Here is a 21,972-nt window from a genome sequence, read left to right as displayed (position 1 = left end):
AGCTTGCTCGTTTATGCTTATTCTTTATCAAAGCTATCAACAATGATCGCTCCCATCGAGGCGGGCATCGCGATAACGATAATGCGCTTGAATGAGATCAGAGGGTCTGAAAGTAGCGGTAATTTATCTAATGCCAATAAGATAAGAGAAACAACGACCGCGGTAATAATATAAGCAATCACGATACGGAAGATAAACCCCCCAAGCCGATGCTTTATATTTCGTTGAAACACGCTTTCGTACGTAAAAATACCGAGGAAAAATACCGCTAAACAGAACAACATCACCAAGTTTAACGTGGGTAACGTTTCACCTAAGCGCCATGCTTCCTCGGAAAAAGAGATTGGGACCGCAAGGGCAAATGCGCCAACACACACCTGACTTGCATCTTCCATATTAAAATTCAACATGATGTTATCCAGCAACATTAACGTACAACATCATGATGGCTCATTACGCCAGAAAAAGAGAATTTAGTTGTATCGCCATCAGCGGTACTGAGCCTCAACCAACGGCTTGCCTTCATGGTTAAGCAGTCTTAACTCCCCCTCTCTAGCTTCCAACTGCACGGTTGAGGGCAAAAAGGTTGGACGGCGAAAGGTAAATTTCACGTCACTGACTGGGGAGTCAATGGCAGCAAACAAACGGGCAACCGAGTACATGCCGTGGATGATCGGCGCCTTGAAGCCAAAGGGCTTGGCCGTCAGCCAATACAGGTGAATGGGATTATAATCACCAGAGACAGCGGCATAGCTGCGGGCTATTTTCGGTGTCAATGGCAAGGTATCAAGCCTTGTCCAAGTTGGCGCATCTCTTTCAAGGTCCAAGCTTTCAAGATCTTTACTTCCAACGTCATTAGCTTCAGGGGCTGACTGCCGTTTTCTCACTCGCTCTCGCACTAAACAGCGGCTGCGATAACTGGCCAGATAACTCCCATCAAGAGTGAAACGCCCTTCCAGCTCAAATTCCATCCCCTTCTCGGTTTGGCTACACGCTACGACTTCAAGCCTGAAGTCATACGGCTTACCTATTTCCAGTGGTGTTTGTTGGTGAAAACTAACATGAGTGTGGATCATACCCAATAGCTTCAACGACACGTCTGGATGGGTGAGCAACAGCAACTGAGCAGGTTGGGTCGCCACAAACAAGAAAGGTAACGGCAAACCACCATCAGGCAAGCCACAACTGGCGTTATAGCGATTAACGCGCTGGCTATCAAACACAAAACCATTAATTGAAACGGCTATCTGGGGTAAGGGCTTTCTGCCCTTTTTCAGCAACGCCTTCCCCAACAGTGAAACTGATGACGGAAGCTGGCTCTGCTGGAGGGTAATAGTAGTCATATGTTTTGTCATTATATACAAGGCAACAAGGCTAATTTGCTCAACAGATAGCATGACACTTGTATCAACAATCAACAATGGTTTTGGTTTACATCGCTATCAAGCATAGTGACTTGAGATACAACCATAGAACAAACAACAAACAAAACACCCACAATACAAATAAACACACCAAAAAATACGCCCAACACGTTTAAATCGACCACAAAAAGAACTAGAATCCAGCACCTTGTAAATCCAATGCCGACGTACCATGATTGATCTATCCGTTTTACCTGTTTATCTGACCGCTGTTATCGCCTTACTGCTCATTCCAGGCCCAGACATGCTGCTAATCGCCAGCTCCAGCCTGAGCTACGGTAAAAAAGTAGGGGTATTTGCCAGCTTGGGCAATGCAACTTCAGGACTGATCCTTACTCTGCTAGCTGCCATGGGCGTCTCGGCATTAATTGCCATGAACCCTATTGCCCTACAAGTCCTTCGCCTACTGGGTGGTGCCTACCTATTGAAAATGGGCTGGGACTGTATGCGTACCAACCCTTCTGACGCGCCAACAGTTGAACAAAGCACCAGCGTAGCCAAAACCCTTTATCGTCGCGCAGTGATCAGTAACCTACTCAACCCAAAAGCGCTGATTTTCTTCGTTTTGTTCCTGCCGCAGTTTGTATCAACTCAAGTTACAGCGACTTCCGGAGAACAGATGCTGGTACTTGGCCTACTTCTTAATGTACTCGGCTTACTGTTCAACCTGTTCTTGGTCACCATGATCGGTAGCCTAGGCCAGCCGCTACTAAAAAATGAGAAGTTCCGTACCAACCAGCACAAGTTCATGGGCCTGATCTTCTTTGTATTGGCAATCTGGCTGCTGGCATCTCAAGTTCCAGCAGTCTAAGTTACGGCTTATATGACAAGGCATCATAACGGGTGCTATTCCATTATAAAAAAGCGCCACTCGGCGCTTTTTTGATTAATACCAATCTGGATAAGTCGTTGTTCAAGTATTTATGTAGGTTGGTATAAACCACCTATATAATTAACCTTTGGCAATCACAATGATTCGTGTCTCATAAGGCTTCAACGTGACGTTGTTCTCTTGAACCGCTTTCATCGACTCACGGTAGTTCGACAGCAAGCAAGCGCCGCTATTGACATCTAACTCAAGCGGTAACTGACATTCCACTTCCTCACCGTAATAGTTATTCACACACAACAAGATCTGGCTGTCTGATTCTCGCTTATAGCAGTAGATACGATCGTGCTCTGGCATTAAATCAGTGTAATCACCATCGGTAATCACGGCGACTTCCTTTCGCAACTGGATAAGCTGGCGGTAGAAATGGAAGACTGAATCATCATCTTCCACCGCGGCTTTGGCATTGATCTGTGGATAGTTGTCCGCGACTTGCAACCAAGGCGTCGCTTTGGAGAAACCGGCAAACTCGCTATCGTCCCATTGCATTGGGGTACGGGCATTATCGCGGGACTTTTGTGCCAGAATAGCCATCATCTCGTCATGGCCTACACCTTGCTGGTTCACCATGATGTCGTACATGTTAGTACTTTCTACATCTCGGTATTGCTCTATCGAGGTATAACCCGGGTTGGTCATGCCAATTTCTTCACCTTGGAAGATATACGGCGTACCCTGCATCATGTGCACCGATGCCCCCAACATCTTGGCTGATTCGACACGGTATTGCTTGTCATCGCCCAATCGACTCACTACACGGGGTTGGTCATGGTTACACCAGAACAATGCGCCCCAACCTTTGCCATTCAACCCTAACTGCCAGTGGTTGAAAATCGATTTGAGCTGATGGAAATCGAACGGTGCTTTGGTCCATTTTTCGCCATTTGGGTAATCAACTTTCAAGTGATGGAAGTTAAAAACCATAGATAGCTCTTTGCCGTCCAGTGAAGAGTACTGCTGACAGTGTTCAAGCGTGGTGGAAGACATTTCACCCACCGTTACCGAGCCGTATTTTTGGAATACCGCTTCACTGATTTCCTGCAGATATTCGTGAACACGAGGACCATCAGTGTAGAAACGGCGGCCATCACCGATATCATCATTAGAGAAATCCTGTTGCTTGGAGATCAAGTTGATGACATCAAGACGGAACCCGTCGACACCTTTCTCTGCCCAGAAGCTGATCACATCTTTAACTTCTTCACGAACCTTTGGGTTTTCCCAGTTAAGATCGGCCTGCTCTTTGGCAAACAAGTGCAGGTAATATTGACCTGTGGCTTCATCGAACGCCCAGGCATTACCGCCAAATTTCGACTGCCAGTTCGTTGGCTCAGCGCCATCGACCGGATCTTTCCAGATGTAGTAATCACGGTACGGGCTGTTTTTATCACCCAGCGCCGATTGGAACCAAGCATGTTCGGTTGAGGTGTGATTAACCACAATATCCATGACAATTCTGATACCGCGCTGATGTGATTCAGCCAATAGCTGATCAAAATCCCCCATAGTGCCGAAGTCAGGGTTGATATTGTAGTAGTCAGAAATATCGTAGCCGTTATCAATCATTGGCGAGCTATATACCGGCGTTAGCCAAATCGCATCGACCCCCAACGTTTTGAGGTAGTCGAGCTTAGCAATAATCCCTTGAATATCACCGGTTCCCTTGCTGCCACTATCACAGAAGCTCTTTGGATAAATCTGGTAAATCGTAGCGGTACGCCACCATTCAAGTTGCTCTTTCAACATAATAACCTGCACACTAAAAAATCAGAAAAAAGTAGCTGGCCTTTGAAATCGTTCCGGCCAGCTACAAAATCACTCAAAGGTTTTCAATTGCTAGGCCGTGATTCCGGCCAGAAGTTAGGCTATCGCCTCACTCAGCTCGCCTTTCACTTCGGCACGCTTGTACATAAACAAGGTGAGTGACAGCGGAACCACGACCGCAACGACCATCGCGATAAAGTACACCAACCAGTACTGCGGCTGAATCGATAGGATGCCCGGCAGACCACCGACGCCGATACCGTTCGCCATCACACCCGCGCTGCCACAGATCGCGGCTGCAACCGCAGAGCCAATCATGGCGCTAAGCATTGGGAATTTGTATTTCAAGTTGATGCCATACATCGCAGGTTCCGTTACACCAAGGTAAGCCGAAATCGCTGCCGGAACCGAAATTTCACGTTCATTGGTTTTCTTGCTGATGATAATGATAGCCACTACTGCAGAAGCCTGAGCAATGTTTGACAGTGCAATCAAAGGCCAAATAGGTGTCCCTCCCATCGACTGCATCAACTGCAAATCCACGGCGTTTGTTGTGTGGTGGATACCGGTAATAACCAATGGGGCGTATAGGAAGCCGAAGATCATCGCACCGAAGATAGCAAAGTCACCGGTCATGGCAGCTTGTGCCGCGTAACCCACACCGTCGCCCAGCATACGACCAAACGGGCCAATAAATGCGTGAGCCAAAATAACGGCAGTAATGATCGAGACGAACGGTACAATCACCAGATATAGATAAGCAGGGATAATTTTCTTGAGATTGGTTTCAATCAGTGCCAACGCAATACCAGCCAACATCGCAGGGATCACCTGGGCTTGATAACCAACCTTCTCAATGGTGAAAAGGCCAAAATCCCACACTTCAGGCAGTTGTTGCCCTATCAAATAGGCATTCATCAATTGCGGGGAAACCAGTGTTACCCCCAAGACGATACCCAGAATAGGGGTGCCGCCCAACTTTTTCACCGTAGACCAACACACACCGACAGGCAGGAAGAAGAAGATCGCTTCACCAATCAACCAGAGAAAAGAGTGAACGGTTGCCCAGAACTGGCTGATTTCAGTCAGAGTCTGGCCATCGAACATCTTAATGTCGCCGATGACGTTACGGAAACCGAGGATCAAACCACCGGTAATAATTGCAGGAAGCAATGGGACAAAGATTTCAGCAAGATGGGAAATCCCACGCTCCAACAGGCTCATGTTCTGACGAGCAGCAACTTTGGCTTCTTCCTTGCTGGCCCCCGAGTTGCCGGTATGTGCATTTAGCGCTTTATATACTTCATCAACTTCGGTACCAATCACCACCTGAAACTGGCCTGCATTGGTGAAACACCCTTTCACCATACCTAGCTGTTCAATCTCTTTGATTTGTGCCTTGTCGGTGTCTGCCAATACAAAGCGCAAACGGGTGAGGCAGTGGCTGACGCTTGCTATGTTGTCCTTACCGCCGATTAACTCGACCAAACGTTCTATCTGCTGTTGGTTAATCTTACTCATGCCGATTGTCCATCGTTATTAAAATAGGAATGTGTTGGGCTGTCTGTTATTGTTAGTTCTAACACTATGGGAATGTTCCCAATTGATAATTAGAATACTCTCAGATCCCCTGACTGATGGAAATGGGAACATTCCCATTTCGTGAATCAGTTCACAACCTATGCTTGTAGGCTATTAACGAAAATGTGATTTAGATCCTACTTAATGGTCGATTAAACAACCTTATATTTCAACTCAATAAGAAGCTTGCTGGATCAGGTGGGTAATTTCTTGCTGGCCGGACAACTGCTTGATCAGCAAATGCGCCGTTACTTTTCCCGCCTCGAAATAGCCGGGATCGATACTGAACGTATTCGGGAATAAAAACGACAGTAGATCTGTCGCCCCTACGCCGGAGACTTGGATGTCGGTACGGCCAAGTTCCTGCAAACGCTTGGCAACACCCAGTGCCAAGGTGTCACTGGCACAGACAATCGCCTCAGTGCCTTCGCTTAGCACTTGGTCGGTAATTTGGTAGGCGCTGTCGTAACTGAGCTGCCCAGTTTGAAAGCGAGGTTCAATGCCCAGTTTACAGCAGCTATCAAGATAGGCATTGAGACGGAGTAAGCCCGTTGTCCGGTCAGACTCATCAACCCCAATATAACTGATAGCTTGTTTGCCATTTGAAACCAGCTTATCCATCGCCAGTTCAATCAAGCCTTGGTGATCGTAGTCTACCGAGGAGATGGAATCGGTATCCGTGGCGATCACGACCGCTTTGTGGCCGAGGTTTTCAATACTCGAAAGATCGCACCCCGAAAAACCAAACACTATCACCCCATCAACATTGCGCTTTTGCAACACGGCCAAGTGCTCGTTGGTCTTGTCGGCGCTGAACTGGCTTTCCATGATCACGGCGTCATAGCCCGCTTGGTAGATCACGTCGAGGATACCGCTGACCGCTTTGTTTTCAGACGGCGAATCCAAGCGAGACAGAATGATCCCCACCACCTTGGCACTTCCACCACGCATCGCTTGAGCTGACTTGGACGGCACATAACCAGACTCGCGGATCACCTGTTCCACTTTCTCCCTCGTCGCGGGTTTAACTTTCGGATCATTGGTGAGCACGCGGGAAACGGTTGATTTGCCAACACCTGCCAGCTTGGCAATATCTAGGATTGTCAGTTTTTGGGTCATAGTCATTCTGGTTATTAGGGTAACAGCCTATTGTCACCGACAGCGTAATTATTTCAATGCTTTTCCTGCTGCAAATCAGCAGGCTGCCGTAGGCTACACAATTTTCTACCATAATCTGCATAATATAGGGAACAAAACTTCATTTGTCCTGACAAACACTGACACAGCTCAGACATTTCTTTGAATTTATTCAATTAGTTTATCACTCAGCAATGTTCGCTAAACCAAGCACCTTGCAGTGACTTTGGAGTGCATATTCAATGACTTGGTTAGCCAAATGGCTCCCAAAACAGAATATTAAACTGAAAGAATATGGGCATACGCAACAGTGCGACTTGATTTTATTGAACACTGTCCGCATATATTAAGTATGATAAATAAAAAGCGCCACTGATTGACTATACGCTGGGCTAACTTTTGTTCCCCATTATCGATGAGCCAGCACAGTCACAGAAAACGCTTAAGGATAATTATGATTACACATGTTGGCATTATCGATCTGGACCCCGTAAGACTGATCACTCCTCTTCTCGATCACGGCGTCCCAGCCGATAAGATGATTTTTATTGGTACGGAAGCCCAGCAAGAACAATACGACCGCCTAGCATCTATTCTGCTACCGCGTAATATTGAAGCGGAATTTTTCATCATCCCAGACTCCATTAACATCACCAGCATTCGTGCGCGTATTATCGAACTGGCTGAAACACTCAAAGCGACACAAACTGAGATTTGGTTTAATGCCAGCTGCGGCTTACGTCACCGCTTGTTATCAGCCTATGAGGTCTTTCGCACCTACCACTGGCCAATTTATGTGATTGAACCATTCAGTGATGAAATGTGCTGGCTATACCCAGCAGACCGTGAACAACAGCAAGTCGAAGACCGCATCCAGCTAGCTGATTACTTAACTATTTTTGGTGCTCGCTGTGAATTACCTGAAAACCTGGTTCCTGAAGAGCTCAACGATCAACTGTGGGAGCTAGGCCAACGCTGGGCAAGCTCTGCCCTTGAGCTCGGTCCTGGTCTTGCCACCCTCAACTACTTGGCAACAACTTGCCGCAAGGAGCAAAAGCTCAATGTTAGGCTGAGCGAAAAGCAACAGGGCTACAAAGAGCTGGGTATGCTACTCAACGATTTGGAAGAAACCGGCCTTGCGACTTACCATGACGGTATCCTAACCTTTAAGCATGAAGAAGCTCGCCGCTTTGCCAATGGCGAATGGCTTGAGAATCTGGTGCACAGCACTGTCCGCGCTATCCAAAGTGATCTTCCTACTATTCAAGACCACTCACTAGGTGTTCAGGTTTACCGTCAAATTGGCGACCGAGAAGTCCGTAACGAACTTGATGTCGCAACTGTAGTTAACAACAAACTCCATATTATTGAATGTAAAACCAAGGGAATGCGTGACGATGGTGACGACACCCTATACAAACTGGAATCGCTGCGTGACCTACTAGGCGGCCTGCAGGCCCGCGCCATGTTAGTTAGCTTCCGTCCATTGCGCCACCATGACTTGGTTCGTGCTCAAGATCTTGGCCTTGCAATTATCGGCCCTGATCAACTCAGCGATTTACAGACCCATCTTCACCGCTGGTTCAAAGATGCTGGTGGCCAGAGCCACAATATTGCCTAGCTAACAACGAGCAAGAAAAAAGCTAATGACTTAACAAGAGGGGCGCGGTTGCAAAGACCACGCCCTTTTCTTTGCCCGGTAAACTACCTAGTGGCTAACTCTTGCTGTTCAGGCATGAAGACAAACAGTTATTATGCATAAATTCGGTGCAATAATGCACCACCACAGGGCAGCCCTCTGCATATTAACCAATGCACACCCTGCCCCTTCTATCAACTAACCCTATGATTATTGGCATTTAATTTGCTTATTTTCTTTCAGTGGATTTTTTCAAGGAGTGAAAATGATTAAAAAGCGCTATTTTAAAACCAAAGATGAAGTGGAAGTGACCTTTGAATGGCCCAAAGGAGAAAAAACAACAGAGACAGTCGCAGTCTCGGGAGATTTCACTCAATGGCAAGCCACCCCGCTGAAGCTCAATAAGAAGAAAATCTTCAGCTTAAAGCTGCGTCTACCCAAAGATAGTCAGTATCAATTCCGTTATTTAATTAATGGATCACAATGGGAGAACGATCCTAGTGCAGATGACTATATTCCCAATGGTTTAGGTAGTGACAACGGGCTGCTATCAACACACAGCAACTTGTAATACCAATCTGGATAAGTAGTTGATCAAATATTTATGTAGGTTGGTATAACACTTAGAAGCATTTAACAATAAATACAAAGGGCTAAGCGTGATTTAGCCCTTTCATTCCTACTAAATCTATTGATCAAAATCATTCCCCCTACCGAATGCTGGCTCAGAAAATTGATTGATAATAAGCTCCCTCAGCCATTTGTGGCTGGGATCATTGTCGAACTGTTTATTCCACAGCAAAAACTGGCCACCGGGCTCCAGATCTAATGGTAAGCGCTTGATCACTATATCTGTGCTACCGACAAACTCTCGCACACATTCATAAGGGTAAGTCGTTAGCAGGTCACTCTTTTCACACAGCCTTACCGCACTGGCAATATCCGACATATTCACCGCATTGTTAATCTTCAACTGCTTAGAATCCAGCACTTCATGCAGCAGCCAGCTGGTAACCCCTCCGGTGACAACCTGGACATGACGGTATTTCAAAAATGTCTCAAGACTCCACTCTTCCTGCAGTGCAGGATGCCCTTTTCGCATCACACAAGCGGAAGCATCACGCACCAGCTCGACGTAACTGAGTGAATCAGGAATGGTCTGGACATGCGTTTTCGCCCGATAGTCCCACTCAAAAATACCGATACCAAAATCAACTTCTCTTCGCAGCAAACGCTGAATGCTACTTTCATTCCAATCTCGGCTGTTGATATTGATATTCGGTGCTTCGGCTAACGCCGCAGGCACAAAGCGGGGATAAATGGTTGAGTACGCGGTTTCTATCAAGTCGATATTATATGACCGAGTGCTACTCTGTGGCTCAAAAAGATCTGGATCGCTAAGTTGACCGACCTGCAGCAAAATCTGTTGCAACTTTGCCTCTAGAGCCAGAGCTTTGGGTGTCGGCAATAGCCCTTTTGACTCTCGTTCAAACAGAGGGTCATCAAATACTTGGCGAAGCTTTGTCAGTTGTTTACTCACCGCAGACTGCGATAAATAGAGCTTACCTGCCGCTCGGCTAACACTGCGTTCTTGCAATAGCACATACAGGCAAATCAAAAGATTCATATCATTTTTTAGTAAGCGCGATAGGTCAATCATGATATTCCTTTGATTCAGCTTATAAATAAAGAAGTGTGACTTCTAATCATATCATGAGGTCGCTATAGCTTATATCTTCGGCTTGATCTCCACGACATTTCCCTCGGGATCATGAATGTATAGCGAGCGGCCAAAGCCTTCGGCCCCATAGCGTTCGGCAAATCCTTCGCAAGGAATGTTGTTTAGGGAAAGATAATCAAGAATTACGTCTTCTGGGGCCGGAGTGATCTGCAAACAGAAATGATCGACATTACGGCCATTTTGACTTGGCGGTTTGCCGCCAAGTTGACCAAGCTGACTGTCGACGGTAACGAGGTCAATCAAGGCATTACCAGCACGAAGTTGCACCAACCCCATATCTGTTGGTAATTCACGCTCCACATGCGCGCCCAATACCTGGCAATAGAAATGGATCATGTCCGGAAGTTTAGTGGTTCTGAGTACCACGTGATCGATCCCTTCAAGCTTTATCATCACCTCTCCCGCTACCCTGTCACTGTTATGAACAAAGCCCCGTATTAACCAGTTAGTGCTTGCCACTCCGATTATTCAGTTAACAGCGAGCTAAAACTGAATAGCGAGCCAATAATTAGTTTGGTATAAATCAGAAATTCCAGCGAATTTGGGCAAATAGCAAAGTACTGGCTGTTTCCCCAAACAAGCTATTGCCACTGCCATCAAAACGCTGAATCACTCCGAGCAATTGCCAGTCATCGGCCAGCGAGTAGCTGTTGCTTGCACCGACAAAATACGAGCCGTCGTCATAATACGACGCAGACAAGGTCAGGCGGCTTAGTGGCGTGATATCTAAACTGGCATCAGCATAAGCGGTCCAGCGGGTAAAGCTCAACGTTCTAGCGGTCAGAGGCAGATTCAAAAAGACGATGGCATTTTGTGGGTCTTGCGGGTTCGATATATACAACACCGCCCCCCGCGCCATCCAGTTTCGCTGGCCACCGAAACTGTAATCGGTTTCAAGGGTGGCGACTGCGGTATGCTCAAGCGCCTCTCCTTGCCGCTCGTCCTGATCTGGTTCAAACCAGCTAAATTCTCCTCTTACCCCTGCACCTTCAATATCGCCGGCAAAGCCCGCACCGATCACATTATCCAGCAAGGACTTTCCAGCCAATACCTGATAGTCCCAGCCGTTGTGATTAAACAAATAGCGTCCGGCATAACTGTTTAGGTCGCTATCTGAGTTTGGGTTGACGACCACATCCACTGAGCTGGCAAATCCTAGCTTGCGGCTGACCAACACCGCATCGGAGCCAGAGCGTTCTTCGTAATCAAAATCGTAAATAGAATAAGAGTTGAAAATATCATTCGGGTTCCACAACGTTGCCATTGCCCAGTTAATACGGAACCGCCCACCACGTACCTGCCAGTCATCACGTTGCCAATTCACATACAAGCGGTCAAACTGGCTATTACCCACCACCCCTTTCTTATCCAGCCAGTTCTTCGACAAGTCCATATAGCCGGTATCGATAGCAACCAAATCGCCGTAACCGGGCAATTCAGCGGTATCACCAAACAATAAACGGTTTCGCATACCGACGTTAAACCGCAACTGCTCATTAAAGCGATATTCGAAATTGAAACGCTGATGGATTAAGTGATCGAGACCATTGGAACCACTGTCCGGCAAGTTACCCGTTGCCATGTATTTCACGTAGCCATTAAGATCCCAATCCTTTTCCGGCTCTAGACCCGGGATCTGTGCATTTACCTTCGGGGATAACACGCCCAATAAAACCAGTAGCAGCGATACGTTTCTGATCGGGTATCTAGCCATGGCTTTGGACAGAGCACCTTGATAACGACTCACTGGCGGCGATCCTCTTTCAGCTGCCCATCTTCAAATACAATCACTCGTTTGGCACGTTTTATTACCCTAGGATCATGGGTAGAGAAAATAAAGGTTGTCCCTTCTTTTTCATTGAGCTGCTGCATGATATCAAGCAGCTCTGCGGTACTTTGCGCATCAAGGTTGGCAGTCGGTTCATCGGCCATGACAAAACGCGGGCGAGGAGCCAACGCCCTCGCCACCGCAACGCGCTGCTGTTGCCCACCAGACAGTTTACCCGGTCGTTTGTGCTGCTGACTCTCCAAGCCTACCTGTGTGAGAAGCTGTACTGCCCTTTGACGGCACGTCGCTTCATCATGCCCTTGCAGTTGCATCACAAACTCAACATTCTCTAACGCTGTGAGCACGGGCAGCAAGCTGTAATCTTGGAAGATAAATCCGATATGATCGCGGCGAAAAGCAATCAGTGCCTTTTCATCCAACTGGCAAATGTCAGAATCGTCAATATGTACGCTGCCCGAACTTGGATTATCAATACCACCGATCATATTGAGCAGCGTTGTTTTCCCCGAGCCCGATGGCCCCATGATCGCAACAAACTCCCCTTGCCCTACCGTCAAATCAAGGTTTTTCACCGCATGAACCGGAAAGTCACTGTCAGGATTATAGGTTTTACATAACTGGTTTATTGAAATGGTCATCCGTTTCTCGCTATCGTTGCTGTTCAGTCAGAACTTTTCGATTAATGCTTTTCCGACATAGCATCTACCGGTCGTCGCTTGAGAATTTGCCGTGCCGGGTAAAGCGCCGCAAGGAGGCTTGCCGCAACCACGGTGAAGAATATCATTTGGTATTCGGCAAAGGTGACGTAAGGGTACAACAAGGTATCAACACCAAATGCCCCTAGCCCTTCCGCCATCGCCCCGAGCGGGATCCCGGTGTACTGCAGCACACTAATCAACAGGATACTTGCCAGTAAGCCAAGTCCAGCCCCTGCGATCCCGAGCCACGCGGTTTCCAGCATGATCAGCACAAAGACCCGGTGTTTCTGCATGCCTACAGCCATCAATACACCAAATTCACGGGTGCGCTCAAATACCGACATCAGCATGATATTGACGATACCAAAGCCCATAGCAACAACGAATATACCCAACATAATGGCATTGCTCAGCCCTTGCTGATTGATAATCGAGGCCAGCATCGGCTGTACCTGCTGCCAGTCCCTGATGCGGTTTCCAATATCGTTGTTAGTGTTCTTATTTATCGGATTATTCGTTGTCAATAGTGCTTCTTTCAGCCGTTTAGCTTGCACCATCGCCGCGTCGTCGCTATCGAGCAAAATAGCAACCTCATGGGCACCTTCAATCCCCGCAAGGGCGGTTAAATCGGCCCGACGAACAAAGACATTGCCATCATCGAAACTGGTCGAGGGAGTCTTGAACAGCCCCCTTACCCTGAACGCCGCCCCACTGACCTCGCCGTCCGCATCGGTAAACGTCAGCACCACTTTGGATCCAATACGCAACTTGAGACGAGATGCTGTTTTCTCTGACACTAAGACAGGGTTTCTCCCCTCTTCGCTTAGCCACTCACCTTGGGTAATATTCTCTGCCAACGGGGTGACAGTTGATTCGGCCTCAATATCTATACCATTGATACGAACGCCGCGGTTACTGCGCGCTGACGCCACCATGCCATCGGCCACGAACCTTGCTGACCACCCCTTTAGTCCAGGTAAAGTCGCTATGGCTTTTTCAACCTCGGCCAAATCAACAACCGTGTGTTTGATATCGGGATCATCGAGGTAACGTTGATTTTGGATTTGGATATGGCTGGTTTGCCAGGCAATGGCATTGTGGATCATGCTGCCGTACATGCCAGAAAGGAAACCCATCATAGCGACCACGCCCATCAGGCCAAATACCATTGCTCCCAGCATGATCCCGGTACGCAATTTATTACGCCAAAGGTTACGCCACGCCAGCTTGAACAACATATCAGTTCGCATGGCTGCCCCCTTTCAATGCACTGACCACATCCAATCGGCGTATCCGCCACATCGGGTAAAGTAGGCAAATCGCCAGTAGCACCAATACAATGAAGATTTGGTCAAGCATCAGCAAAGGATCCAGTGCCATCGGTAAAATGGGCTCCCAACCCATTTCCAACACCAACTCAGCGGTTTCACCGGTCAGCTCAATCGGGTTGAAATAGAACCACACCAAGATCGGCAGCGTGATCACCATACCGGCGACTATGCCCAAAATGCCTATCATTACCGACTCAAGGCTAACCAAAGCAATGATTTTGCGTTTGAGCATCCCGGTCGCCAGCATCACGCCAAATTCACGCTGTCGCTCTAAGGTCATCATCAGCAAGGTGGCGAATAAGCCAAACCCCACCACACCATAAAGCAAATACATAATGAAGATACCGCCGGCCTTATCCATTAATATCTGCTGAGCCATCTCCGGCGCCAGATCCGGCCAATCCCTGACATTCACCTCGCCGTTATAGTCATCACTCAACTGGCTTGCTGTAATGGGTAATTGCGCCAGTGGTTTAACATCCATCACCCATGCTGTCACTTGCTCTCCTGTGCTGTACAGGTTTTGGGCAAGCGATATTGGCATATACACTAATTGGTTATCGAGTTGGGCCACAGGAAAGTCTAGGATCCCTTTTATCCGGTACAAACCTGCAGCGGTTTGACCCCGGTATCCTTGTCCATACAGTACCAACTCATCACCGACATCCAAACCGAAATAGCGGGCAACACCTTCGCCAATCAACACTTGCTGATCACCAGGCGCCAAAAACTCCCCCTTCGCCAAGCGGTTGGAAATACCGGAGTAACGGTTTTCTGCTACCGTATCGACCCCAAGCACCATGACTCCTTTGGACTTATCCTCTGAGGCGGCCAAGGCAAACGACTCTATACGTGGCAAAATACGGACGATGTTCGGATGAGATGCAGCAGGCTGGAGAAAAGCGTCATCCATCGGCAACAAGTCATCAATGCTGTGGCTTTCGGCAAAGTCTGGGTGCTGAAGCTGGATGAGTCCGGTATAGAACCTCGCCGCATTTTCAATGCTATTGGCATACGTACCTTCTTGCAGGCTGCGCATGAACAGCGACAATGCCAACGTCAGCGCCAGAGCAGACGCAGTTAAAATGGTCCGCCTCTTCTGCCGCCAGATATTACGCCAAGCCAGTTTAAGTAACATGGTCTTTCCTTGTGAAAATCACATTAGTCACGCAGGGCCTTCATCTGGCTTTGGGAGAAAAAACTCTCTTTGATCGGAAAATTAAACTGGGCCTTATGGGTAATGATCTCGGTTTTGTTTCCCGGTTTATCTGCAGGGATCATTTCCATTCGCGATGCGACCTGACGACCTCCCATCACCTTCACATCATAGGTATTCATGGTGTTGATCAGGTCATCGAACTCATCGTAAAACTCTACTTTACGTTGCAAGTAAGTCCTTTGTGAAACCCACAGCCTCACCTTACTCCAAACAACAGGGGCATTCGGCTTTGCTGTGGCATCTATCACCCAGCTCGGATCGTTATCGAACACCTCTTTACCCACCATTTTATGGGTGTAATCAACCACGATGGATGACTGGTTGATCAAATCATCATTGGTGAAATCCGAGCCCATCCACGACTGACCCAGCATCGAAGGGGCAATTTTAACGACTCGCTCGATACTCGGTAACCAATTCCACATTTCTCGGTATCGCTTGAGGGAGGCACTGCCTTTGTCTTTGGCTGGCGCGGTAATCAACACCAAAGACAAATCCTGCCCTTTGGTCCAGCTTTTCATGCTCATGGTACGGGTCCAATCCGGACGGACGATTCGCATCGTTGCCTCGGTATAGCTTGAATCACCACGCATCTGTTGATCGGACTTAGTAATAATGGATGTCGCCGTCTCTGCCGCAGCCCAAGCCGGGAAGCTCAGCAAGATAACCAGTAAAGCGGTAAGTAATCGCATCTCTAATCCTTTTATCAAACTGAATATCAATCGGTGAACCACGCATGTAGCAGTTCGTCATCAATTAAAGGCATACTGCCTGCTTCTGCCCCTACCATTCGCTCTAGTGCTTGTTGAGTCGCTTTTACCTCTTCAACCACGTCTTCGAGCAAATCACCCACTCTTTCAGTCTTGAGTACCTTTCGGGTCAATGCTTCCGAAAAACCGTTAAGAACGGTTACCATTAATCTTGAAGTCACCGCAGGCGAAGGTACATCAAATACCTGCTCTTGATTGCCTTGGCGGAGGACGGCCTCGTAATAACCTGCCAACAGGACACTGACTTTTTGCATGAAGTTATGTTTTAGTTGAAGGTTTTCGTCCATGTTGATGATTTTTACAAACCCCAACATGATATCTTTCTGGCCGACTTCCCACTGATTACTGCGTCTTAGCAGGCGCTCCCACTTAGCTAAAGCCGTCAAGCTGGGATCATCGACCAACCCACCTATCATCTTGCGGTATTGTATCAGCATGTCATCGCTCCAGGCCTCTAACACTGCCTGCTTAGAATCAAAATGATGATAGAACGCCCCTTTGGACACACCGACGTGCTGAATAAGATCATTGACCGAGGTATTGGCATACCCTTTGGAGAAAAATAGCGCATTGGCCGCCGAAATAAACTCTGCCCGCCGCTCTTGCGGTGATTTTATCACTCTTACCATCACATACTCTGCCACAGACCGACCGACGGTCGGTATATATATACCTTATGCCTTACCCATAGATATCTCAAGTATTCAGGTCAAAGCTTGATACGGTGTTTTGTTACATCGTATTGACTCAACATCATTTGTTTTATCTCACTTTGGCCGCGGTACATTCCAGTCTTTAAACGGCTGCCTTTACATAGCTTTGCACTTCAGCAGATCACATTGACCTTGGCTGATTTACACTGCTTTAATGTCCTAACTTTGCTTATCATTATGAAACCGATCAGACCTAATTTAACCAACTATGACGTCACTCGCCTGCTTGAGCGGCACCTTGCTGAAATAGAACAAAGAATGTGGCGTAGAGTAGTCGTGGCGCTCGTTCTCGTGGTGAGTATATTTTCTGGTGTGAATTATCTTATCTATACTGATCTAAAGCAGCTATCTACCGACGCGATTCGCTACTCCATTGAAACCAAGCATCACCTTCTTTTGATTGAAAGTGTGATCAGTGAGGAAGGTGGTAACGCAACAATGTCAGGGTAAGTTGTCTGAGAGGTTTACATGACATTCACACAAGTAAGTATCGCAGCACTCATGTTGTCTGCTAGTTCACTAGCTTTTGCAGATATCCGTATTATTGACACCCAAGCAGGTAGTTGGGTGAAAGTGACGGAAAATGGCAAACCCGCCGCTAACGCAAGGGTCAGCGTTAACAATCCCGCCAACCGATGGAAAGTGTATAAAACCAATGAGCATGGCGAAGTATTTATCCCTCTGCGTACTCATCATTCAAGTACGCTAACTTATTCAATACTGACGGAAGAGTGGAATGAATATACTCGGCTAAGCCTGCATACTGATAGCTTTGATTAATACCAACCTACATAAATTTTTGATCAGTCTTGCAGGTTAAAATCGCTGTTCTCTGCGTTAGATATTTTGTAATTAGAGCCTCTAGTTACTGCAATATCTGCCTTGATAACAACGATTTTTCCAGTGCAAATACTTGATCAACGACTTATCCAGATTGGTATAAGCAGAAATGAGCATTTCTAAGAACATCAATGAGAAAAGCCAGCTCGATTGAGCTGGCTTCGCTATGTTATTTGGTTGAGTGGTTTATACCATTACTCTGCAAGCATGCGGCGAGCAGCTTCAACAACAACTTTGATTGAACGTGCTTCAGTTTCTTTCAACGTTGCGTGATCTGGCGTTTCTTTCTGGGTACGGTTGATAATAACGCCTGCAACACAACCCGCACGTAGACCAGAACTTGCACACATCGTTAGCAAGGTCGCTGATTCCATTTCGAAGTTCAGCACGCCCATTTCCTGCCACTCTTTCATTGAGCCTTGGAAACGACGAACAACGCGACCAGAGAATGTGTCGTAACGTTCTTGACCTGGGTAGAAAGTATCGCTTGATGCTGTCACACCAGTGTGAACTTTAGCGCCATCGGCAACACAGGCCGCTTTCATTGCAGTTGCAACATCAAAGTCAGCAACTGCAGGGAATTCCATTGGTGCAAAGTGCAGGCTTGCACCATCTAGGCGAACAGAGCCTGTTGATACAATCATATCGCCCACGTTGATGTGTGGCTGAATTGCACCTGTGGTACCAACACGAAAGAAAGTACGTACACCCAGTTGTGCCAATTCTTCAACGGCGATAGAGGTAGATGGGCCACCGATACCAGTAGAACATACAACAACAGATTTACCATCCAACTTAGCGCGGTACACCGTGTATTCACGAGAGCTTGCAAGAAACTCTGGGTTGTCCATTAGGTTAGCGATTTTTTCCACACGAGCAGGGTCGCCAGGAATAATTGCTAGTTCCGCACCGTTAAGGTCCGCTTTGTTCACACCCAAATGGAATACTGCGTTGTCAGACATAATCATATCCTTTCTATTCTATCGTTGCCGCCTGATAGGGAGTTTGAGGTCAGCGGCTGGTTAGTTTTGTTTATACCTAAATGGTTTCAATACGCCGTTTTTAAAAGCTTAATCAATATATTGAAGACACTTGGGTATAAACACATACTCATAAAAGAGCTCGTAGAACACTTAATTACGATAGCCGATAAAAAAAAGCTTTTGAGTGACCAGTGTCACACTAAGAGAAATTAAAGCAATTTCACGTTGCACGAATTAGTGATACATATCACCAAAAATCGTTTGCTCATGCAGCTTATCACACTATTTTTTATTACTGAGTTAAACGATAATAGCCCCTTATTTTATCTATTTCCCACACTGCCCCGTCAGTATAGTTAACTGCAAGGACGTTATTTAATGATCGACTTCGCCATATTGGCTGTTTTTATTCCTACTTTCTTTTTCGTCTCTGTCACTCCGGGTATGTGCATGACCCTATCGATGACACTCGGTATGACTATTGGGGTTCGTAGAAGCTTGCCGATGATGTGGGGAGAACTTATTGGGGTGGCGCTGGTTTCCATAGCGTCAGTGATAGGTGTTGCGGCTATTATGCTCAACTACCCTGCGGTGTTCTTATTCCTGAAATACATCGGTGGTGGCTATCTATTCTGGTTGGGTATTCAGATGTGGCGCTCTCGCGGCAAGTTGGCTATTCCAGATAACCTTGATAGTGAAGTTGATACCTCACCAATCGGATTGGCGATTCAGGGCTTTGTTACCGCTATCGCCAACCCTAAAGGCTGGGCGTTTATGATCTCGTTACTGCCCCCTTTTATCAATACCGACAAAGCATTAGTGCCGCAGTTATCAGTACTGATCACCATTATCCTAATCACTGAATTCAGCTGCCTATTGCTCTATGCCAGCGGTGGTCGAACCTTGCGCCGGTTCCTGCAACAGCGAGGCAATGTACAGATGCTCAACCGCATCGCCGGTTCACTGATGATGGGCGTAGGGATTTGGCTTGCGGCAGGGTAACCCCGTTTAGGGCTGGAATATGTAAGGCGTGGTTTTGGAGATAAGTACAAAACCATGCTTTTCAACAATAGGTCGGCTCATCTCCGATGCATCGATAATGAGGTATTGTTTACCTCGTGCCTTTGCTTCATTGATACGCTTATTGAGCAATAGCGAATAATGCCCTCGTCCTCGGTATCCCGGAATAGTACTACCACCCCAAATCCCAGCAAAGGGGCTATCGCCATTAAAGACAATCCAAGCGGAAGTGACTGGCTTGCCATCATCGTAAACAACGTAAATTGAAATTTCATCGGGGGATTGAGTTTTCACATTGAGTAAGTAGGTATATTGCCAATCATAATTTCCACCCCATACTTGATCCTGCACGCTGACAGCATCCCTGATCCCTTTAGCATCAGAGACTTCAATAAACTGCCTGTCATCAAGTTGTCTTTCAACGGCTGTCGACAGCTCCAAGGCCATGAATGACTCTGCCTCTTCTTGTACAAAACCACTTTCCAGCAATCGCTCACCGATATTATGCGGTGAGTCGGTACTATAGGTTTTCCACTCGAACGTTAAGCCCCGCTCAGTAAAGAAAGCCTTCTCCCGCTCAATGACAGATTTTGCATTATCTTCAGCCACAGAGAAAAAGGAAACATAGCTGCCCTCGGCGTTATCCGAAACGAACTTGACCACTTCGTCAGTCTCAATGACCTTTCCATTTACAGGCTTTATCGTCTTTCTTTCATGCTCGTTGTAAGCATGCATTACGTCCAATGTATCCATTGTGTCCTGAGCTCTATTTTATCTGAAAGTCACGGTTATTCTCTCTGCCCTAGCCTGTTCTTATCATACTAACCACCCGACGCGGAAGGAGACACCGACCAGTGCAAACAATACCGATGCCACTGTCACTGGAATAATATGCCAGGCCATATCCCATAAGTTATCAGGTGACAGTTTTGGGATCACCCTGAATCTTGCGTCCAACGCGAAGAGTATGGTTATTGCCAACAAGAATAACTTAGCCATAATTCCATGGGCTATTGGAATACTGGTGTCAAACCACAACGTGATATCTGGCAACATGCGATAAGCCAGCATTAGCCCCGTTACAACCTGAACGATTAACGCAGGCATACCGATTTTTTCATATACCTGCTCAAAATCCGTTAATTGCTGTGGGTTGTGATTTTTTAACACCGACGGAAGGATCACCAGCGATAACACAATATGCCCACCAGTCCAAATAGTTGCAGAAATAATGTGCAATGAAAGTAACAAGCCAAACATGCTTTCTCCCTAAAAGATCATTGACAGTCATGATTAACCCATTATAACATTCATCAAAAATACAACTTATTAAATATATCACTCAACAGCATCAGGAGAGAAGTCGAATGGCTATTTCATTTACCAAGATTTTTAAGAAAGACACCGAGAAAGCCGAAGATAAAAAACTTGTTGGGCAACCTGCCTCAAGTGAAGCTCAGCAGGCTGAAGAGACTAAAACAGCGAAGAAGCACGGTGAACCCGGTTTTTGTTGCGGCTCTTGCTCATAGCCTCGCAATGCGAACGAGGGATATTTCCTGCGATGCTCACATCAGCAAATATCCCCGTTCACTTACCGATTTTTCGTTTAAAGCCTGAATATAGCGCCGTCGCCTTAGTTTTAGCGCCATCCTGATAGACGCTGAAAGCATCGGTACCTTTATACCCGGAAAGATACAACCAACCGTGTATCAGTGACGTAAAAAAGGAAATAACAATAATAAAAATCGGAAGTATACCCAGCGCATCTATCTGAAAGGCTGCTAGGCCGATAAGAAAAAACTGGCCTGAAATAATGGCAATTGATTTATTTCGGGAAGATGCTTTCATCTGTATTCACCTCAATTGAAATATACAATAAAAGCGTACCCTTTTCCTTTTACGCAGTTTAAGAAGCCACCTACAATTACGGCTAAAAAGCGTTCGGCTATTGTTTTGCGTTAGCCTTACCCCCCTCGAAGCTATATTGCCTCTTAACCTCAACCACTTGAACGGTATATGACTGGTACCATTTATCACGTCCTAACTGCTGGGCAACCGCGTGCTGACTGTCTTGATGCCAACGCTGAATATCGGCTTCAGTTTCCCAGTATGAAATCGCGATTTCCTGCTCACCTTCAGTAACGGCAATAAAATGACCGCAGCGAAAATATTGAACAGCAATAAAGGGGGGACCTTTAACTCGAGCACGGCGCTCTCCTTGGCCAAAAATAAAATATCTATACCTTAACGTGACGAGGCTTTTCTAGCACGTCAATGATGGCGTCTGCAATATCTTAAGGCTAAATAGCTGATCCTAATAGTGCTACATTTTGATAACTCCATGACCGCCTCCTGGGAATGGTGATACGTTGTCCATGAAGAACTTCACCTGCCGCAGAAGTTGCCACATATAGCTACATTTGTGGTTCCGTGT

Annotated in this window: 24 protein-coding genes and 1 pseudogene; 7 read left to right on the top strand and 18 right to left on the bottom strand. The window is 46.8% G+C overall.

Translation table 11 applies throughout. The features are described from left to right. Positions 1 to 17: 17 nt before the first annotated feature. Positions 18 to 413, bottom strand: coding sequence for a DUF2391 family protein (locus tag NHN17_RS18880; protein WP_255044191.1), 396 nt, complete (start codon positions 411 to 413; stop codon positions 18 to 20). A gap of 75 nt (positions 414 to 488) precedes the next feature. Beyond that, complete coding sequence (locus tag NHN17_RS18875) at positions 489 to 1,343, bottom strand: MaoC family dehydratase (protein ID WP_255044183.1); 855 nt, start codon at positions 1,341 to 1,343, stop codon at positions 489 to 491. 253 nt (positions 1,344 to 1,596) lie between these two features. Between NHN17_RS18875 and NHN17_RS18870 the strand changes: the two genes are divergently transcribed. Continuing rightward, positions 1,597 to 2,235, top strand: a complete 639-nt coding sequence (locus NHN17_RS18870; protein WP_255044182.1) for a LysE family translocator — start codon at positions 1,597 to 1,599, stop codon at positions 2,233 to 2,235. Between the two features lie 141 nt (positions 2,236 to 2,376). Here NHN17_RS18870 and treC read toward each other — a convergent pair whose 3' ends face one another. The 3 genes from treC to treR all read right to left on the bottom strand — a co-directional run bounded on the left by treC (position 2,377) and on the right by treR (position 6,777). Beyond that, positions 2,377 to 4,059, bottom strand: a complete 1,683-nt coding sequence (gene treC, locus NHN17_RS18865) for an alpha,alpha-phosphotrehalase (RefSeq protein WP_255044181.1) — start codon at positions 4,057 to 4,059, stop codon at positions 2,377 to 2,379. A 114-nt stretch (positions 4,060 to 4,173) separates the two neighbouring features. Further along, positions 4,174 to 5,598, bottom strand: coding sequence for a PTS trehalose transporter subunit IIBC (gene treB, locus NHN17_RS18860; protein ID WP_255044180.1), 1,425 nt, complete (start codon positions 5,596 to 5,598; stop codon positions 4,174 to 4,176). A gap of 234 nt (positions 5,599 to 5,832) precedes the next feature. Further along, complete coding sequence (gene treR, locus NHN17_RS18855; RefSeq protein ID WP_255044179.1) at positions 5,833 to 6,777, bottom strand: trehalose operon repressor TreR; 945 nt, start codon at positions 6,775 to 6,777, stop codon at positions 5,833 to 5,835. A gap of 472 nt (positions 6,778 to 7,249) precedes the next feature. On the opposite strand from treR, the gene NHN17_RS18850 reads away from it, so the two are divergent. Then, complete coding sequence (locus tag NHN17_RS18850) at positions 7,250 to 8,416, top strand: Card1-like endonuclease domain-containing protein (protein ID WP_255044178.1); 1,167 nt, start codon at positions 7,250 to 7,252, stop codon at positions 8,414 to 8,416. A gap of 283 nt (positions 8,417 to 8,699) precedes the next feature. Then, positions 8,700 to 9,005: an isoamylase early set domain-containing protein gene (locus NHN17_RS18845; RefSeq protein WP_255044177.1), complete on the top strand. Its 306-nt coding sequence runs from the start codon at positions 8,700 to 8,702 to the stop codon at positions 9,003 to 9,005. Between the two features lie 117 nt (positions 9,006 to 9,122). Here the strand turns inward: NHN17_RS18845 and NHN17_RS18840 are convergent, their stop codons facing one another. The 8 genes from NHN17_RS18840 to NHN17_RS18805 all read right to left on the bottom strand — a co-directional run bounded on the left by NHN17_RS18840 (position 9,123) and on the right by NHN17_RS18805 (position 16,611). After that, on the bottom strand, positions 9,123 to 10,094 hold the full coding sequence (locus NHN17_RS18840; RefSeq protein WP_255044176.1) for a LysR substrate-binding domain-containing protein: 972 nt from the start codon (positions 10,092 to 10,094) through the stop codon (positions 9,123 to 9,125). A gap of 69 nt (positions 10,095 to 10,163) precedes the next feature. After that, positions 10,164 to 10,568, bottom strand: coding sequence for a VOC family protein (locus NHN17_RS18835; protein ID WP_255044175.1), 405 nt, complete (start codon positions 10,566 to 10,568; stop codon positions 10,164 to 10,166). Positions 10,569 to 10,698: 130 nt separating this feature from the next. Continuing rightward, positions 10,699 to 11,889, bottom strand: a complete 1,191-nt coding sequence (locus tag NHN17_RS18830) for a hypothetical protein (RefSeq protein ID WP_255044190.1) — start codon at positions 11,887 to 11,889, stop codon at positions 10,699 to 10,701. A gap of 29 nt (positions 11,890 to 11,918) precedes the next feature. Further along, positions 11,919 to 12,602 carry an ABC transporter ATP-binding protein gene (locus NHN17_RS18825; protein WP_255044174.1) on the bottom strand — a complete coding sequence of 228 codons (684 nt, stop codon included), beginning with the start codon at positions 12,600 to 12,602 and terminating at the stop codon, positions 11,919 to 11,921. A 41-nt stretch (positions 12,603 to 12,643) separates the two neighbouring features. Beyond that, entirely contained in the window at positions 12,644 to 13,900 is a 1,257-nt protein-coding gene (locus NHN17_RS18820; RefSeq protein WP_255044189.1) for an ABC transporter permease, read from the bottom strand. Between the two features lies 1 nt (position 13,901). After that, positions 13,902 to 15,131 carry an ABC transporter permease gene (locus NHN17_RS18815; protein WP_255044173.1) on the bottom strand — a complete coding sequence of 410 codons (1,230 nt, stop codon included), beginning with the start codon at positions 15,129 to 15,131 and terminating at the stop codon, positions 13,902 to 13,904. A 23-nt stretch (positions 15,132 to 15,154) separates the two neighbouring features. Beyond that, the gene (locus NHN17_RS18810) at positions 15,155 to 15,904 is read right to left on the bottom strand and encodes an outer membrane lipoprotein-sorting protein (protein ID WP_255044172.1); all 750 of its coding nucleotides are present in this window, start codon (positions 15,902 to 15,904) and stop codon (positions 15,155 to 15,157) included. A 26-nt stretch (positions 15,905 to 15,930) separates the two neighbouring features. Then, positions 15,931 to 16,611 (bottom strand): TetR/AcrR family transcriptional regulator, encoded by a 681-nt coding sequence (locus NHN17_RS18805; RefSeq protein WP_255044171.1) that lies wholly within the window; start codon positions 16,609 to 16,611, stop codon positions 15,931 to 15,933. A 261-nt stretch (positions 16,612 to 16,872) separates the two neighbouring features. Here NHN17_RS18805 and NHN17_RS18800 point away from each other — a divergent pair, with 261 nt between their 5' ends. Then, positions 16,873 to 17,145, top strand: a complete 273-nt coding sequence (locus tag NHN17_RS18800; RefSeq protein ID WP_255044170.1) for a hypothetical protein — start codon at positions 16,873 to 16,875, stop codon at positions 17,143 to 17,145. A gap of 18 nt (positions 17,146 to 17,163) precedes the next feature. Continuing rightward, a complete protein-coding gene (locus NHN17_RS18795) occupies positions 17,164 to 17,475 on the top strand; it encodes a hypothetical protein (RefSeq protein ID WP_255044169.1) in 312 nt (103 codons plus the stop codon). 254 nt (positions 17,476 to 17,729) lie between these two features. Here the strand turns inward: NHN17_RS18795 and udp are convergent, their stop codons facing one another. Beyond that, positions 17,730 to 18,497: a uridine phosphorylase gene (udp, locus tag NHN17_RS18790; RefSeq protein WP_255044168.1), complete on the bottom strand. Its 768-nt coding sequence runs from the start codon at positions 18,495 to 18,497 to the stop codon at positions 17,730 to 17,732. Positions 18,498 to 18,896: 399 nt separating this feature from the next. Between udp and NHN17_RS18785 the strand changes: the two genes are divergently transcribed. Next, positions 18,897 to 19,520, top strand: a complete 624-nt coding sequence (locus tag NHN17_RS18785) for a LysE family translocator (protein ID WP_255044167.1) — start codon at positions 18,897 to 18,899, stop codon at positions 19,518 to 19,520. Positions 19,521 to 19,526: 6 nt separating this feature from the next. Here NHN17_RS18785 and NHN17_RS18780 read toward each other — a convergent pair whose 3' ends face one another. Both NHN17_RS18780 and NHN17_RS18775 read right to left on the bottom strand, forming a co-directional pair. Then, entirely contained in the window at positions 19,527 to 20,291 is a 765-nt protein-coding gene (locus NHN17_RS18780; RefSeq protein WP_255044166.1) for a GNAT family N-acetyltransferase, read from the bottom strand. 63 nt (positions 20,292 to 20,354) lie between these two features. After that, positions 20,355 to 20,798, bottom strand: coding sequence for a CopD family protein (locus NHN17_RS18775; RefSeq protein ID WP_255044165.1), 444 nt, complete (start codon positions 20,796 to 20,798; stop codon positions 20,355 to 20,357). A 107-nt stretch (positions 20,799 to 20,905) separates the two neighbouring features. Here NHN17_RS18775 and NHN17_RS18770 point away from each other — a divergent pair, with 107 nt between their 5' ends. After that, positions 20,906 to 21,067, top strand: a complete 162-nt coding sequence (locus tag NHN17_RS18770) for a CCGSCS motif protein (protein WP_255044164.1) — start codon at positions 20,906 to 20,908, stop codon at positions 21,065 to 21,067. A 58-nt stretch (positions 21,068 to 21,125) separates the two neighbouring features. Here NHN17_RS18770 and NHN17_RS18765 read toward each other — a convergent pair whose 3' ends face one another. Continuing rightward, positions 21,126 to 21,386 (bottom strand): hypothetical protein, encoded by a 261-nt coding sequence (locus tag NHN17_RS18765; protein ID WP_255044163.1) that lies wholly within the window; start codon positions 21,384 to 21,386, stop codon positions 21,126 to 21,128. A 475-nt stretch (positions 21,387 to 21,861) separates the two neighbouring features. Next, positions 21,862 to 21,972, bottom strand: a pseudogene (locus NHN17_RS18760) (IS630 family transposase); the annotation flags it as partial.

The organism is Photobacterium pectinilyticum, from assembly GCF_024357955.1.
In the GTDB taxonomy this organism is placed as follows: Bacteria; Pseudomonadota; Gammaproteobacteria; order Enterobacterales; family Vibrionaceae; genus Photobacterium; species Photobacterium pectinilyticum.
This window is presented reverse-complemented; position numbering and strand designations above follow the sequence as displayed.